The sequence below is a fragment of the Polyangium mundeleinium genome (assembly GCF_028369105.1).
GTDB lineage: Bacteria > Myxococcota_A > Polyangia > Polyangiales > Polyangiaceae > Polyangium > Polyangium mundeleinium.
In genome coordinates this window covers 1,866,102-1,880,885 of sequence record NZ_JAQNDO010000001.1, presented here as the reverse complement: position 1 = coordinate 1,880,885, position 14,784 = coordinate 1,866,102, and the positions used below count along the sequence as shown (strand labels likewise).

Sequence of the window (14,784 nt, the reverse complement as noted above, 5' to 3'; positions counted from 1 at the left end):
CACGCGACAGACGCAGCAGCAAACCCCCCAAAGACAAAACTCGACGCGCGGCAGGGACGTTCGCCCCTGCCGCCGTCGCATGGCGGATCGCGCTGTCCCTGAACGGGAAGCTCGGATCCTTACTTGAGCTCGACCGTTGCACCTGCCTCGGCGAGCTTCTTCTTCATCTCCTCGGCGTCGGCCTTGGAGACCGCTTCCTTCACGTTCTTGGGCGCGCCCTCGACCAGGTCCTTCGCCTCCTTGAGGCCAAGGCCCGTGATCTCACGGACCGCCTTGATGACCGCGATCTTGTTGCCACCGGCGTTCGCCAGGACAACGTCGAACTCGGTCTTCTCCTCGGCCTTCGGCGCCTCGGCCGCAGCCGCCGGGCCAGCAGCAACCGCCACCGCCGCCGGCGCAGCCTTCACGCCCCACTTGTTCTCGAGCTCCTTGATGAGCTCGGCGATCTGGATGACCGGCAGGTTGGAAAGGTAATCGACGACCTGCTCCCGCGTGATCTCAGCCATGACGAGACTCCTTCAAACCGTCTGCGCGCCGCGGTGGGATGAGTACCCCGGGGCGCGTCTGTAGATCAAAACCCGAAGGGCGCAATGCCCTTTCTCACTGGTCGAGCGTTTGGAGCTCCGGACCAAGTCCGTTCCCCCATCGCCCCGACCACGATCGGACTCGGAACGTGGGCTCAGCCCGCCCCGCCCGCCGCGTCCTCCTTGGCCTTCAACAGGTACGCGAAGTTCTGAAGAGGCGCATTGAGCTGCTGCAAGAACTGCTGGAGAGGCGCCTGCAACGTGGCAAGCAGCGTCGCCCTGAGCTCGTCCTTGCCGGGCATCGTCGCGAGCTGATTCTCCACGCCCTCGGCGTCGAGAATCTGACCCTCGATGAGACCCGCCTTGATCTTCAGCTTCTCGTGTTCCTTTTCCTTGCGGAAGGCCTTGACGACCTTCGCGGCCGCGCTGGGATCTTCGTAACTCCAGGCAATCCCGGTCATCCCGACCAGCGTATCGTCGAGCTTCTTTGACCACGCGTGATGCTTGATCGCGTGACGAACGAGCGTGTTTTTCACGACTCGATACTCGACGCCCGCCTTCCGGAACTCGTCGCGCAGCTTCGTGACCACGGCGACGTTGAGACCCGTGAAGTCGAGGAAGACCGCCGAGGTCATGCGATCGAAGCGCTGCTTGACCTCGCCGACCAGAGCCTCTTTCTCCGTGCGCTCCATGATCAGCCCTCCTCACCCTTGTCGCTGAGGTGCACAGGGTCGATCCGGACGCCCGGCCCCATCGTCGAAGACATCGTGATGCTCCGGAGATAAATCCCCTTCGCCGTCGACGGCTTCGCGCGGATGAGAGCCTGGATCAAGGCCTCCGCGTTCTTGGCGAGCGCGTCCTCCTTGAAGGAGACCTTGCCGATCCGAGCGTGCACGATGCCCGCCTTCTCGACTCGGTACTCCACCTTGCCGGCCTTCGCTTCGGACACCGCCGTCTTCACATCGACGGTGACGGTGCCGACCTTCGGGTTCGGCATGAGGCCTCGCGGACCGAGGATACGACCGAGCTTACCGACCAAGCCCATCATGTCGGGCGTAGCGATCACGCGGTCGAAGTCCATGAAGCCTTCCTGGATCTTGTTCACCAGGTCGGCCTCACCGACGAAATCGGCGCCCGCCGCTTCCGCTTCCTTCGCCTTTTCGCCCTTGGCGAAGACGAGGACGCGGACCGACTGGCCCGTTCCGGCCGGCATGACCACAGCGCCACGAACCATCTGGTCCGCGTGACGCGGGTTCACGCCCAGCCGCACAGCGATATCGACGGTCTCGTCGAACTTCGCCGATGCGGCCTGTTTTACGAGCGCACACGCTTCTTGCAGCGTGTACTTGCGCGTGCGGTCCACCATGGCCTGGGCCGCAGCGCGTTTCTTGGCGACTTTCGGCATCTGCCCTCCTGTTTTATCGGCTTACGCCTCCCACGGTGCGCCGTTTTTAACCGTGGTGCTCTCCTCCCAACGTGGGGGGGTGCTCTTGTAGAGCCGCGTTTTCACGCGGCCGCGCGCCCGCTGCCGGCTTCTCCGCCAAACGGAGATGCAGCAGAGCGCGCGGTGGACGACTCAGTCGACGATCGAGATACCCATCGAGCGGGCCGTGCCCGCCATGCTGCGCATCGCCGACTCGAGGTTCGTCGTGTTCATGTCCTGCATCTTCATCTGCGCAAGCTCCTGCAGCTGCTTGCGCGTCACCTGGCCGACCTTCGTCTTGTTCGGCTCCTTCGAACCCGAACCAGGCTTCTTCTTGGTCTCCAGCCCCGCAGCCTTCTTGAGAAGGACCGACGCGGGCGGCGTCTTCAAGATGAACGTGAACGACCGGTCCGAATAGACCGTGATCACCACCGGGATGATCATGTCGCCCTGCGAGGCGGTCCGCGAGTTGAAGTCCTTGCAGAACGCCATGATGTTCACGCCGTGCTGGCCGAGCGCAGGACCGACCGGCGGCGAGGGGTTGGCCTTCCCCGCAGGGAGCTGAAGCTTGACGTACCCGGTGACCTTCTTCGCCATTGCTTTACCCGTTCTGTGCTGCGTCTACCTTGTTCGTTCCGACCCGGAACGTCGCTCAGCGCTTCTCTACCGCCGAAAAATCGAGCTCCACGCTGGTCGGACGGCCGAAGATCGACACCTTGACCTTCAGCTTCTGCTTATCCATCTTCACGTCGTCCACGGTCCCGGTGAAGTTGGCGAACGCGCCGTCGAGCACGCGAACCTCCTCGCCGACCTCGAACGTGAGCTTGGGCTTCGGCTTGACTGCGCCCTCCACAATGCCTCGACGCAGACTCTCGATCTGCGGGGCCGGGACCTCTTGCGGCGTCTGGTTGCCGATGAAGCCCGTCACCTTCGGTGTGTCCTTCACGAGGTGCCACACCGTCTCGCTCATCTCCATTTCGGCGAAGATGTAGCCAGGCAAGCTGAGCTTCTGACGAACCCGTTGCTTGCCCCCCGGGCGGTTCTCCGTGACCGTTTCACTCGGGATCAGGACCTCGCCAATCTTGTCCTCGAGGCCGTGCTGCTTCGCGCGCTGTTGGAGCGCATCACGCACCTTCGCCTCGTAGCCCGAGTAGGTATGAATGACGTACCACTTCTTCGCCATGGCGCGTGGCTCCCGAACGGCTCTAGCTCCCAGTGCCGTAGACGATGCCCGTCACGAACGACCACAACCGGTCGAGCAGCGCGAGATAGAGGGTGGCCACGGCGCTCGCCGCAATGACCACCATGGTTGAGTTCGTGACGTCCTTCTTGGTCGGCCACTTGACCTTGATCAGCTCCGAAGCGACCTCGTCCGTCCACTCCCGCACATCGGGACGACGATAGGTCCGCAGCGTGACGATGACCGCGACGACGCCCGCGATGACGGTCGCATACGTCGCCTTGTCCTCGTCCGCGACTGCCGCGACTGCAGGCACCGCACGGCTGAACCAGTCCCGGTTCGAGAGGTTGCCCCAGATCCCGTGGATGGCCTTGCCAAGCACGTACGCGCCGAGGATCGCCGCTCCGAAGAACCCCGCCATCACGTAGCGGTCGCTCCCGAGTGGCCGCGCCGCCGCGGCCTCGGCGTCTTCGCCGGCCCCTTCGTCCTGCGCTTGCCCCTCCGGGCCCTCCGCAGCAGCGTCGTCGTGCTCTTCACCGGCTTCGTCCGCGCTCGGCGACACGTCGAGATCGCTCCCCTTGCGCACCGCAAGCGAGGCGTCCGCACCCGAGTCCGGGGCAGACTCCGGCGCAGAGCCCTTTTTCTGGGCCTTCCGTGCCTCGTCTTTCTCTCGTCGTGTCGCCATCGCCGTTCGTCCCAAACGTGTCGGATCCCGCTTCGAGCAGCGTCACCGACATCTACGCCTCGCCCGCTCGCTTCCGCGAGGCCGAGCGAGGCGTTTCGTGTGGCCCCTACCTGATGCTGAACAGGCAGCGAAAGGAGGAGCCGTCATGGGCAGGGGCAGAGAGGCTCGAACTCCCGACCTGCGGATTTGGAATCCGCTGCTCTACCAGCTGAGCTATACCCCTTCAACCTGCTCGACCCGGGACTGATGCCACGAGCCGAGCAGTTCGTCTACTTCGGATCTGACTACTTCGTCTCCCGGTGCAGCGTGTGCTTCTTGCACTGCTTGCAGAACTTCTTCAGTTCCACGTAGTCGCCGGGAGCTTTGGTCGTCTTGTAGTTTCTTGCCGTACACTCGGTGCAGGCCAGCGAGATCGGGATGCGTGTCCCTCGTTCTCCCGTGGCCCCACCGCTGCCACCGGACCCGCCGCCCTGCACCGACATCATGCCTCGTTACTTGAGGATCTTCGTCACGATGCCCGCGCCGACGGTCTTGCCGCCTTCGCGGATCGCGAACCGCATCTGCTCTTCGAGCGCGACCGGCGCGATGAGCTCGATGTTCATCGTGATGTTGTCGCCCGGCATCACCATCTTCACTCCCTCGGGGAGGTTGACGGTGCCCGTCACGTCCGTCGTCCGGATGTAGAACTGCGGGCGGTAGTTCGTGAAGAACGGCGTGTGACGGCCGCCCTCCTCCTTCTTGAGAACGTACACCTCACCCATGAAGTGGGTGTGCGGCGTGATCGAGCCCGGCTTCGCGAGGACCTGGCCACGCTCGATGTCGTCCTTCTCGACGCCGCGCAGGAGGCAACCGACGTTGTCGCCGGCGATGCCCTGATCGAGCAGCTTCCGGAACATCTCGACGCCCGTGACCACGGTCTTGCGCGTGTCCTTGAAGCCGATGATCTCGACCTCTTCGCCGACCTTGATCACGCCGCGCTCGATGCGGCCCGTGGCCACCGTGCCGCGGCCCTTGATCGAGAACACGTCCTCGATCGCCATGAGGAACGGCTTGTCGATCGCGCGCTCCGGCTCCGGGATGTACGTGTCGAGCGCCTCGAGCAGCTCCCCGATCTTCGCCTCCCACTTGGGATCGCCCTGGAGCGCAGGCAGCGAAGCACCACGGACAACCGGCGCATTATCGCCGTTGAAGTTGTACTTGTTGAGGAGCTCGCGGACCTCCATCTCGACGAGGTCCAGCATCTCCGGGTCGTCCACCGCGTCGCACTTGTTGAGGAAGACGACGAGGTAGTTCAGGCCGACCTGGCGGGCGAGCAGCACGTGCTCGCGGGTCTGCGGCATGACGCTGTCGAGCGCGCTGACCACGAGGATCGCGCCGTCCATCTGCGCGGCGCCCGTGATCATGTTCTTGATGTAGTCGGCGTGGCCGGGGCAGTCGACGTGCGCGTAGTGGCGCTTCGGCGACTCGTACTCCACGTGCGCAGCCGCGATCGTCACCGTCTTCGTCTCGTCACGGACGGTGCCGCCCTTGGCGATGTCGGCGTACTTGATCTCTTTCGCAAGCTTCTGCTTGGACTGGACCTTGACGATGGCCGCCGTGAGCGTCGTCTTGCCATGATCGATGTGGCCGATCGTGCCGACGTTCACGTGGGGCTTGGTTCGACTGAATTTCTCCTTGGCCATCGTTCTTGCTCCTGACGGTTGCCGACCGAGACGGTCGCGCTCGCTGTCCTTTCCTTGCGCTTGCTGGAGCCCACCATCGGGATTGAACCGACGACCTCGTCCTTACCAAGGACGTGCTCTACCAACTGAGCTAGGTGGGCATGGAGCCGGTCCGGCGGAGCGGGCGACCGGGTTCGAACCGGCGACGTTCAGCTTGGAAGGCTGACGCTCTACCAACTGAGCTACGCCCGCAGATAGAGAACGGGGAGGAGTCCCCCCGGCCTCGTCTACGTACCGACTGTCCGACTCCGCGGGTCGAGGCGCCTCATCGGCGTCTCGGTGGAGGGTGATGGATTCGAACCATCGAAGGCAATTGCCGGCAGATTTACAGTCTGCTCCCTTTGGCCACTCGGGCAACCCTCCAGATTTTCAACGTCTCGCGAGATCCAAGGGCTCGCGGGTCCCCTCTCTACTCTGTTTCGGTCGGTTCGTCTCCTGAGATTTTTAGATCTCGTTCGTCCGAGCCTTCCGCCTCTGACGTCCGGTGGAGCTGACGAGGGGACTTGAACCCCTAACCCCCTGCTTACAAGGCAGGTGCTCTACCGGTTGAGCTACGCCAGCGAGTTCCTCCCTCGAAGACAGACGTGTCCCGTCAAAGGGGAGCAGGCTCTTAGCCCCTTGCTTTTGACATGTCAAGCCGGATGGAAGGTTTTGTTGTTTGGAGCGGGACCCCAGCCGCGCTCGAGAGGCCGGAATCCACGGGAGACCCGGCAGGGTCACCTCCCCCGGCACGCTGGATCGCGAACCCGCGTGAGACCAGACAGGCGAGGCACGATCCTCGCGACGCGTCCTGCCGCAACTTCTTGCACCACACGCGCGCCTCTTGCGATGCTCGCGCCGCATCATGGAGTGTCCCGCCTGTCAACACGCGAACATCGATGGAGCGCGCTTCTGCGCCAAATGCGGAGCGCCGCTGCCCTCAGCGCCTTCCGAAGAAGACCCGTTGATCGGGTCGATCGTGGGCGGTCGCTACCGCATCACGGGCGTGCTCGGTGAAGGCGGCATGGGCCGCGTCTACACCGCCGAGCAGCAGATGGGCACGACGGTCCGAAAGGCCGCGGTCAAGACGCTCCTCGCGCAGTACGCGAAGGATCCGCAAGTGCTCGCGCGCTTCAACCGCGAGTGCGGCACCGTCGCCGAGCTCAAGCACCCGAACACGATCCAAGTTTGGGACTTCGGGCAGACGAACACCGGCGAGCTCTACATCGCGATGGAGCTGCTCGAAGGAAGTCCGCTCGAGGACGAGCTCGCGCACAAGGGACCGATGCCGCCCGAGCGCGTCGACAAGATCATCGGACAGGCCGCAGGCTCGCTCCAAGAGGCGCACAGCAAGGGGATCGTGCACCGCGATCTCAAGCCCGCGAACCTCTTCCTCACGAAGATCGACGGCGACGATTTCGTGAAGGTGCTCGACTTCGGCATCGCCAAACGCGGCGAGCGGCCCGACTCGAAGGAGCAGAAGCTCACGCAGCAAGGCACGGTGCTCGGCACCCCGCCGTACATGAGCCCCGAGCAGTTCCGCGGGCAGGAGCTCGACGCGCGCAGCGACGTCTACTCGCTCGCGATCGTCGCCTACGAGATGCTCACCGGGCGGCTGCCCTTCGACGCAGACACGCCGTGGGCCTGGGCCACGCAGCACCTCACGGCGCAGCCCTCGCCCTTCGAGGTGACGCCGCTCGGCGCGCAAGTGCCGCCGAAGATGAAGACCGCGATCATGCGCGCGCTCGAGAAGGACAAGAACAAGCGCCAGTCGTCCGTGCGCGAGTTCTACGATGAGATCTCGATCGGAGCCGGGCGCGCGTCGATGGTTGGGGGTGCGACGGGTCAGCAGCAAGTCGCGGGCACCGCGGCGATGCCAGGCCTGCCGAGCGGACAGTACGGGATGCCGAGCGGACAGATGCCCGGCATGCCAAGCGGACAGTACGGGATGCCGAGCGGGCAGATGCAAGGCATGCCGAGCGGCCCGATGCCCGCGCGTCCCGGCGGCACGCAGATCGGTGAGCCGCTCTTCGCGCAAGGAGCGCCGAGCGCGCCGGGGGGTCGAACGATGGTCGACACGGGTCCCAGCGCGGCCGCGATGACACCGGGGCCGATGCCGGTCGTGTCGATGCCGCCGCAGCACGGCCACGCGCCCATGCAGATGGGCGGACCGGCCTACGCCGCGCCGCCGCCTCCGCCGATGGGCGGTAGGCAGCAGCAAAAGAGCAGCCCGATGCCGATCATCGCGGGCATCGGCGCGCTCGTCGTGATCGGGATCGTGATCGCGATCTTCGCGACCCGCAGCAGCAAGAGCGGCGGCGATGGCGAGGTCATCCTGATGCCGTCCGCGGCCCCCACGACTGTCGTGGTCGCCTCCGATCCGACGGCGAATCCGGCGGACAGCGCGGGTGTCGCGGGGACGGCCTCCTCCGCGGGTGGTTCGGCGCAGTCCGGACAAACCACGGGCTCGAACACCGGATCAAACGCGGGCTCCGGCTCCGCGGCGACGACGGCCTCGGGCTCGGGCAGCGGCCCGAAGGTCGACGCCGCGGGCGACAAGGCCTGCGACGCGGCGATCACGTATGCGTATGGCGGCAACACGACGATGGCGATCAGCCAGTACCGCTCGTGCACCGGGCCCAAGCGGAGCAAGGCGCTCTCGGCGATCGACGCCTCGGCCGCGCGTGAGGTGAAGTCCAAGGGGTGCGCGGGCAAGCCCATCGCGGACTCGGCGGCGTCGATCGGCGCCAGCAGTGCAAAGGCCGCGCTCCCTCCGCGCTGCAAGTAACGCAGCGCGTCCCCTCGACAGGGTCGTACAGCGGCCCTAGATGGGAATTCGCCTGTGTGTGACCGCGTTTTGACGCGCTTGACGCCCGTTCGACGCGGGTGCTAGATGGACCTTGCGAGCGATGACGCTCGTTCGCAGAAGCCTCTGTTCGATGGTTCGGCGCAGCGTGTCAAAGCCGACGAGCTGCACTTCGCAGCCCACGTCGGCGCCGATGCCGGAGATTGCAGAGGAGAAGGTCGTTCACGGGCAATGGGCAGTAGACGTCGCGGAGCCATCCGGATGACGTGGCTCGATATGTGCCGCTCCGACGAGTATCGGGGGCGGTGGGTCGCACTCGACAACATCGATTACGAGGACGGGTCGTCCCAACCCCAGCAGGCGGATGTCGTCGACAGCGACGAGGACCTCGGGGAGTTATGCAGCAGGATGCGCGAGTCCGACAGAACGGCATGCGCGATCCTGTATTGCGAGGATGATTCGTTCGCGCCGCCTGTCGCCAAGCGGGCCGCCATGCAGACGCGAGGTGCCGCGCACCGCTAGCCAGCTCGGCGCAGCCCCCGCTTCGATTCCCCCGCTCTTTCTTCCCCCCACCAACCAAACCGTCACGACGGACGCGAGATCAGACGCGCCCGAGCCGATGCTTGGAGCTCCTCGCAAAGTTGCTTGGAGCTCCTAGCGAAGGATCGGCTTGAGCGTGGGTTTGCCGTCCTTCATCACCACGTTGTAGTCGACCGTTTTTTGGGGGTGGGAAGCCTTGAGCTTCTCGGCCTGCTGGCGGAGCTGCTTGGCGAGCGCCTCGTACGTGACGCCCGCGGTCGACTCCTTCGCGGCGCGCTTGGCCTCGACGTACTGCGCGTAAATCTGACGGATCCGCGCGTCCGAGAGGTCCTCGGACGACCCCTGCGACGGGCGAGGTCGCGCTGGCGCGGGGCGTGGTCCAGGCTGAAGGCGCGCCTCGGGCGCGGGCGTGTCCGTATCCGGAGGAGGTGCCGGCGCTTCGGGCGGAGGATCGGGCGGCGGCGGCGCGACGACCGCGCGTATGCTGCGGCTGCTCTTCCGGCGCGAGGACGGCGCCGGCACGCTCGGCACGGGCTCATCGGACACGGTCGGGACGTGGACGGCGGCCCGCGTGCGTGTGCTCGAAGGCCTGCGTCGCGAGGGCGGCCCTTGCTTCGATGCGTCGAGGTCGAGGTCGAGGTCCAGCGGGCGCGCCGAGGCAGGGCCGCTCAGACCCGCTTTGCCTTGTTTCGCCTGGGCCGCGAGCTCAGCGACGCGGCGCTTGCCGAGGTCGGGCGAGGAAGCCTGCGGGCGTCGCGCGGCCGGCGCGTCGGCCGGCGGAGGCGCCTCGGCAGGCTTCGTTTCCGCGAGCTTCGGCTCCGCGGCTTTGGATGCGATCGACGCCTCGGGCCGGCGCATCATCATCATCAGCGGCACGGGCTCGGGCTTTTTCGTCGGCTCCGGCTTGGCGGGCGGCGCGGGCTCGGCCGGCTTCGCCGCGGGCGGAGGCTCGGGCGGCGGCGCAGGCGGAGGCGCGGAAGGACGATCGAGCGGCGTCGAGGCGAGCGGCGGGCGCGGAGGCGGCGGGGCCTTCGCGGCGAGCGAAGGCGCAGGCGGCGCGGCAGGTTTGCCCGCGGGAGGCGGCGGCGGCGCGGCGGGTTTGCCCGCGGGAGGCGGCAGCGGCGCGGCAGGTTTGCCCGGCGCGGGCGGCGGTGGAGGCGCTTTTCCGATCGCGGGCGGCGGCGGAGGCAGCGCGGAGATTCGTCCCGGGCTCGAAGGCGGCGGTGGCGGCGCAGCCGGTTTCGGGGCCGCAGGCGGGGGCGGCGGCGCGGCCGGTTTCGAGGCCGCGGGCGGGGGCGGCGGCGCGGCGGGCTTCGGGGGCGGCGGCGGCGCGGCCTTTGCCGGCGGCGGCTCCGCGGTCGTGAACTCGAGCGCGTCGTCGGCGAGCTCTTCGTCCGCGACATCCTCGACCTCGTCGGCCAGGAGATCCTCGTCGGCGAGCACCTCCTCGTCGAGCGTGAGCGCCTCCTTGCGGATGCGGGCGCGTCGCTCTTCCTGTGCGGCGGCGAGCTTCGCGTACTTCTCTTTTTGCTTCTTGCCGACGATCGTCAGCGCGTCCTTCGTGCCGAAGCGCGCGGCCGCGCGGAGCACGTCGCGCTGGTAGGTGCCGTTCTCGATCTCGCGCGCGACGCGGCCCCAGTACTGCTGGAACGTGTTGTAGCGCTGGATCAGCGTCTGGAACTTGAAGCGGAGCGCAGTGTTCCGGATCTGCTCGCGGCGCAGGAGCATGATGCGCCGCTCGAGCTCCTTGCGCGGGACCAGCGGCTCGAGCTTCTCGATGCCGAGGAAGTACTGCTCGTAGAGCGCTCGCAGCCGTTCGAGTCGGCTGTCGAGATCCTCCAGGGCGCGTTCGACCTCGGCGTGTTCCATGCGGTCAGAGCGGCGTGACCTTCAGGTTGTCGAAGCAGACCGGGACCTCCCAGTCGTTGAAGCCGACATGCTCGTGTCCAGGGCCCGCGAGTGGCTCGGGGTCGGTGAGCGTGAAGTACTCGACGCCGTTGATCGACCACACAATCGTCTTGCCGTCCGCGCGCTCGACGCGGAACCGATAAGCCTGGCCCGCAGACACGGGGCGCTCGCGCTCGTCGTCGCTCTTCGGATCGACGTCGATCTCGAGCCGGTCGTCGCCGTGCTCGTCGAGGCGCGCGAGGACGTGCTTCGAGTTCCGCCAACCGCCAAAAATGGCGATGTAACTCGTGGCGTTCGTGTACGACGTCGTCGTGGCGCCGCTCTGCCCGTCGCCCCATAGCTCGACCTTGAGGTCGCCGATCGCGCTCTCGGCGTAAGCGTCGAACTCGATACGTGCGTTCACGGGGAGCCGGCGGCGGAGCCAGATGCCGCGATTCTTCGCGCTCTTGCCGCAGAGGCGGCCGTTCTCGATGTGCCAGCCGGGGGAGAGCGCGTTCCAGTCCTCGCCGAGCGCGGCGCGGTCGAAGGTGTCCTCGAAGGGCGCCGTGATGGGCGGACCGGGCGGGACCAGAGGGACGGCCGGGGCCTTGGTTTGGGGGCGCGGGGTCGCCGGGCGGGCGGCCTGCGCGGGGCCGGCGTCTGCTGTGGGCGGTCCCTCGGGCACACACGAAACGAGCGTGAGCGAGAGGAGGGCGCACGCGCGGATCGTGGTCGCTCGTCTGAGCACGCCGGCATCGTAGCAGCAGGCGGGGCTCCACCAAAAGGGCCGCGAGCATCGGCGACGCTTGCCCGGCCCTTGGGGCAAGCGTAAGGAAGGGCGGCCATGCATCCGATCCTGTTCCGCGTGCCGCTCCCGCGCACGACGCTACCCCTGCTCTGGGTCCTGTGCGCGCTCGCGGGGATCGCGGCGATCGTCGCGATCTACCAGTTCGTGACGAAGAACAGGGCCTTCGCGATCGGCGCTGCCATCGCGACAGTGGCCCTCGGCGCCGCGGCGTTCGTGTTCCGCGCGAGCACGGTGCCTGTCGGCCCGCTGCCCATCTACAGCTACGGCGTGATGCTCGGCCTGTCGCTCGTCGTGGGCTGGTATCTGACGCTCGGGCTCGCGGAGCGGGATGGGCTGCCGAAAGAGCTGATGGCGAACAACTACGTGGTCACGGCCGTGGCCGCGGTGGTGGGCTCGCGCATCCTGTACATCGTTACGAACCTGAACGAGTTCGAGTCGTTCGGCGCGATGCTCGACGTCCGCAAGGGCGGGCTCGTGGCCTACGGCGGCTTTCTCGGCGGATTCATCGGATCGCTGGTGTTCCTGCGGCGTCACGGGATCCCGCTCCTGCCGTGGGCGGACGTGGCGGTGCCGAGCCTCGCGTCGGGCCTCATGATCACGCGCGTCGGCTGCTACCTGTTCGGCTGTGATTTCGGCCAGCCGCTCGCGAAGACAGCGCCCGCGTGGCTGCAGAAGCTCGGCACGTTCCCTCGCTGGGATCCCTCGGTGATCGAGACGCCGAGCGGCGCGCCTGCCGGCTCGCCGGCCTGGATCCAGCACGTGAAGAAGCACCTCATCGAGGACGACGCGACGGCATCGCTCCCGGTGCACCCGACGCAGGTCTACGAGTCGCTCGTCGGCGTTTCGCTCCTCGTGCTGCTCCTGGTCTCGCGGCGGTATCAGAAGTTTCGGGGTCAAATCTTTTTGATCTTCACGTTCGCCTACGGCGTCGGACGCTTCTTGCTGGAGATGCTGCGCGCGGACGACGAGCGCGGCTGGATCCCGCCGTCCTTGCCCGAGCACATCCTCCTGCCGCTCGCGCTCTCGCTCTTCGCGGTCGGCTACGTGGTCGGCATCTCGAAGATGGTCGAGAACCCGACGATGCGGCGCCTGTCGCAGATCCTCGCGTTCGTCCCGGCCGTCGTGCTCTTCCTCGCGCTTCGGCCCGAGTCGTTCGGGACCTCGGCGACGATCGAGCTGTCGACATCACAAGCCGTGGCGCTCAGCACGGGCGTCGCAGCGGCCTTCGCGTTCTCGGTCTATCACCAGGCCGCGCTCGCTCACCCGGAAGCGGCGATGGCGATCCCGCAGCTTGCCTACATCGACGACGAAGCGGCCGAAAAGAAGGCCGAGAGCAACGTCGCCGACGAGGACGAGGACGAGGACGGCGAGCCGGCCGCGGCGACGAAGAAGGCCGCGGATGCAGACGCGGACGAGGATGAGGACGAAGCGCCGCGCGTGAAGAAGAAGCCGCGAAGAAGGCGCAGAAGGCCGACGCGTCGGACGAGGCGCCGAAGGCCGTCGCGACGAAGAAGACGAAGAAGAAGCCGGTGGAGGAAGAGCGGACCTCGGAGCCGCCCCCGTCCGAGGAGAGCTGAAGCGTGGAGCTCGCCTGGGGCGAGGCGGGGCTCTTGCCCGCAATCGTTCAAGACAGGCTGACGGGTCAGGTGCGCATGCTCGCGTACATGAACCGCGCGTCGCTCGAACGGACGATCGAGACGGGGCGAGCAACGTTCTTCAGTCGATCCCGCGGCGCGCTTTGGGAGAAGGGCGAGACGAGTGGCAACACGCTCGCCGTCGCGACGATCGTCGCGGACTGCGACGCCGACGCGCTGCTCCTGCTCGTGGATCCGGTCGGGCCGACGTGCCACACGGGCAAACCCGCGTGTTTCTTCCGCCGCGTGGACGAGCGCGGGATCGCCGCGGAGTCCGGCGTGGATGCAGCCGCGTTCCTCGACGTGCTGGAGCGCGAGATCGAGGCGCGGCGCACGTCGAGCGCGGAGAAGAGCTACACGCGGTCGCTGCTCGACGGAGGCCCGGCGAAGATCGGCGCGAAGATCCGCGAAGAGGCGGACGAGCTCGTCCGTGCGATCGAAGGCGAGGACGACACGCGCGTCGCGAACGAGGCCGCGGATCTCGTGTACCACGTGCTCGTGGGGCTCGCGTCGCGTGGCGTGTCGCTGCGCGAGGTGGTGCACGTGCTCGCCGCGCGCGCAGGGACGAGCGGGCACGAGGAAAAAGCGAACCGACGCGGGCCTCGCTGACACCCGCGGCGACGTCCTGCGGCGCGTTCCGGAAGAGGCCGATGCTCTGGTAGTGTCGGTCTACGATGACCGGCGTTCGGCGCGCGGGGACGCCGCAATCCCCCTTCCGCGAACCACCGAAGCTGGAGCTCGGCCCGCTGTCGGTCGGGCTGCATCAAGCCGCGTCGCGCGCGATGAAGCGCCTGCCGAGCGGAGGGCGCATCGTCCGGCAAGGGCCGACGCGGCGCATCGCGCACACGCAAGGCGCGCTCGGATGCACGGGGCTCGTGCTCGCCGCGAGCGCCGCGTTCATCGCCATCACGACGGGGTGGTTGCCGCAATCCCACGCCGAGGTCGCGATCGTGATGGTCACGGTGATCGTGGCCGGCGCGTGCCTCGCGGCCGTGTTGCTCGCGCTCGATCGCGCGCGGCCTCTGCCCACGTGCGAGGCGGAGCCCGTGGGGCACGCGGCGCGGCTCGTGGCGCAGCGGCTCGCGCGGCTCGCGACGTGCGCGGCCGAAGACACGGCGCGGTTTGGCCCGAGGCGGATCAATGCGCTGCGGCGCGCGCTCTCGGCGGCCGCGGATCCCGCGCTCGCGACGTGGATCCCGGACGACGTGCGGGGCCGCGCCGAGCTCCTGCTCGCGCGGGCGATCGTGGCGCACGCGCGTCCCGGATGGACACGTGACGCGGCCGTGCGCGCCGAGGTGCGCGGGCTGCTCGTGCGGGCGGCGACGCACCTCGACGAGCCCGCCGTGGCCGCGGCGGATCTCGTGCGGCTCGACGCGGCGCCGCTGCCGCCGGCGGACGCCGTGGCCGGCGCGCACGGCCGGGAGCCGCTCCGGAAGCGCTTCCGGCAGCGGTTTGCGAGCGAGCCTGGCTCGGCGGCGGACGAGGCCGCGGCCGAGGAAGAGGCCCAGCACGAAGAGATGCGGCCCCGCGCGAGGCGACGGAGGGAACGGCGGGCCAACGTGATACCCTGAGCCGGCGTTTTCGCGTCGCCTTCCTT

Annotated in this window: 15 protein-coding genes and 5 tRNA genes; 5 read left to right on the top strand and 15 right to left on the bottom strand. The window is 67.6% G+C overall.

Going from position 1 to position 14,784, the window contains the following annotated elements; translation table 11 throughout:
• Positions 1 to 119: 119 nt before the first annotated feature.
• The 13 genes from rplL to POL67_RS07690 form a co-directional block, all read right to left on the bottom strand.
• On the bottom strand, positions 120 to 506 hold the full coding sequence (gene rplL, locus POL67_RS07750) for a 50S ribosomal protein L7/L12 (RefSeq protein ID WP_136932093.1): 387 nt from the start codon (positions 504 to 506) through the stop codon (positions 120 to 122).
• Between the two features lie 173 nt (positions 507 to 679).
• The gene (gene rplJ, locus POL67_RS07745; RefSeq protein WP_271916452.1) at positions 680 to 1,216 is read right to left on the bottom strand and encodes a 50S ribosomal protein L10; all 537 of its coding nucleotides are present in this window, start codon (positions 1,214 to 1,216) and stop codon (positions 680 to 682) included.
• Between the two features lie 2 nt (positions 1,217 to 1,218).
• Positions 1,219 to 1,929: a 50S ribosomal protein L1 gene (rplA, locus tag POL67_RS07740; RefSeq protein WP_271916451.1), complete on the bottom strand. Its 711-nt coding sequence runs from the start codon at positions 1,927 to 1,929 to the stop codon at positions 1,219 to 1,221.
• A gap of 171 nt (positions 1,930 to 2,100) precedes the next feature.
• Positions 2,101 to 2,544 carry a 50S ribosomal protein L11 gene (gene rplK / locus POL67_RS07735; RefSeq protein ID WP_136932096.1) on the bottom strand — a complete coding sequence of 148 codons (444 nt, stop codon included), beginning with the start codon at positions 2,542 to 2,544 and terminating at the stop codon, positions 2,101 to 2,103.
• A 55-nt stretch (positions 2,545 to 2,599) separates the two neighbouring features.
• A complete protein-coding gene (gene nusG, locus POL67_RS07730; protein ID WP_271916449.1) occupies positions 2,600 to 3,130 on the bottom strand; it encodes a transcription termination/antitermination protein NusG in 531 nt (176 codons plus the stop codon).
• 22 nt (positions 3,131 to 3,152) lie between these two features.
• Complete coding sequence (gene secE / locus POL67_RS07725; protein ID WP_271916447.1) at positions 3,153 to 3,812, bottom strand: preprotein translocase subunit SecE; 660 nt, start codon at positions 3,810 to 3,812, stop codon at positions 3,153 to 3,155.
• 150 nt (positions 3,813 to 3,962) lie between these two features.
• Positions 3,963 to 4,035, bottom strand: a tRNA-Trp gene (locus POL67_RS07720).
• Positions 4,036 to 4,096: 61 nt separating this feature from the next.
• Positions 4,097 to 4,297 (bottom strand): 50S ribosomal protein L33, encoded by a 201-nt coding sequence (gene rpmG, locus POL67_RS07715; RefSeq protein WP_506333364.1) that lies wholly within the window; start codon positions 4,295 to 4,297, stop codon positions 4,097 to 4,099.
• A 6-nt stretch (positions 4,298 to 4,303) separates the two neighbouring features.
• Positions 4,304 to 5,494 (bottom strand): elongation factor Tu, encoded by a 1,191-nt coding sequence (gene tuf / locus POL67_RS07710; RefSeq protein ID WP_271916446.1) that lies wholly within the window; start codon positions 5,492 to 5,494, stop codon positions 4,304 to 4,306.
• Between the two features lie 64 nt (positions 5,495 to 5,558).
• Positions 5,559 to 5,634, bottom strand: a tRNA-Thr gene (locus POL67_RS07705).
• An 18-nt stretch (positions 5,635 to 5,652) separates the two neighbouring features.
• Positions 5,653 to 5,725, bottom strand: a tRNA-Gly gene (locus POL67_RS07700).
• 88 nt (positions 5,726 to 5,813) lie between these two features.
• Positions 5,814 to 5,896 (bottom strand) — tRNA-Tyr (locus POL67_RS07695).
• A gap of 122 nt (positions 5,897 to 6,018) precedes the next feature.
• Positions 6,019 to 6,094: transfer RNA gene (locus POL67_RS07690), tRNA-Thr, on the bottom strand.
• 283 nt (positions 6,095 to 6,377) lie between these two features.
• Between POL67_RS07690 and POL67_RS07685 the strand changes: the two genes are divergently transcribed.
• Positions 6,378 to 8,300, top strand: coding sequence for a protein kinase domain-containing protein (locus POL67_RS07685; RefSeq protein ID WP_373372353.1), 1,923 nt, complete (start codon positions 6,378 to 6,380; stop codon positions 8,298 to 8,300).
• A gap of 279 nt (positions 8,301 to 8,579) precedes the next feature.
• Complete coding sequence (locus POL67_RS07680; protein ID WP_271916444.1) at positions 8,580 to 8,840, top strand: hypothetical protein; 261 nt, start codon at positions 8,580 to 8,582, stop codon at positions 8,838 to 8,840.
• Between the two features lie 132 nt (positions 8,841 to 8,972).
• Here POL67_RS07680 and POL67_RS07675 read toward each other — a convergent pair whose 3' ends face one another.
• Together POL67_RS07675 and POL67_RS07670 are read right to left on the bottom strand one after the other, a co-directional pair.
• Positions 8,973 to 10,727, bottom strand: a complete 1,755-nt coding sequence (locus tag POL67_RS07675; protein WP_271916443.1) for an MXAN_5187 C-terminal domain-containing protein — start codon at positions 10,725 to 10,727, stop codon at positions 8,973 to 8,975.
• Positions 10,728 to 10,731: 4 nt separating this feature from the next.
• The gene (locus POL67_RS07670; RefSeq protein ID WP_271916441.1) at positions 10,732 to 11,493 is read right to left on the bottom strand and encodes a hypothetical protein; all 762 of its coding nucleotides are present in this window, start codon (positions 11,491 to 11,493) and stop codon (positions 10,732 to 10,734) included.
• Between the two features lie 96 nt (positions 11,494 to 11,589).
• On the opposite strand from POL67_RS07670, the gene POL67_RS07665 reads away from it, so the two are divergent.
• The 3 genes from POL67_RS07665 (at position 11,590) to POL67_RS07655 (ending at position 14,758) form a co-directional block, all read left to right on the top strand.
• Positions 11,590 to 13,191, top strand: a complete 1,602-nt coding sequence (locus POL67_RS07665) for a prolipoprotein diacylglyceryl transferase (RefSeq protein ID WP_271916440.1) — start codon at positions 11,590 to 11,592, stop codon at positions 13,189 to 13,191.
• The gene (gene hisIE / locus POL67_RS07660; protein ID WP_271916439.1) at positions 13,134 to 13,796 is read left to right on the top strand and encodes a bifunctional phosphoribosyl-AMP cyclohydrolase/phosphoribosyl-ATP diphosphatase HisIE; all 663 of its coding nucleotides are present in this window, start codon (positions 13,134 to 13,136) and stop codon (positions 13,794 to 13,796) included. Before POL67_RS07665 ends, hisIE begins: the two co-directional genes overlap by 58 nt.
• A 65-nt stretch (positions 13,797 to 13,861) precedes the next feature.
• Positions 13,862 to 14,758, top strand: coding sequence for a hypothetical protein (locus POL67_RS07655; protein WP_271916438.1), 897 nt, complete (start codon positions 13,862 to 13,864; stop codon positions 14,756 to 14,758).
• Positions 14,759 to 14,784 lie beyond the last annotated feature (26 nt).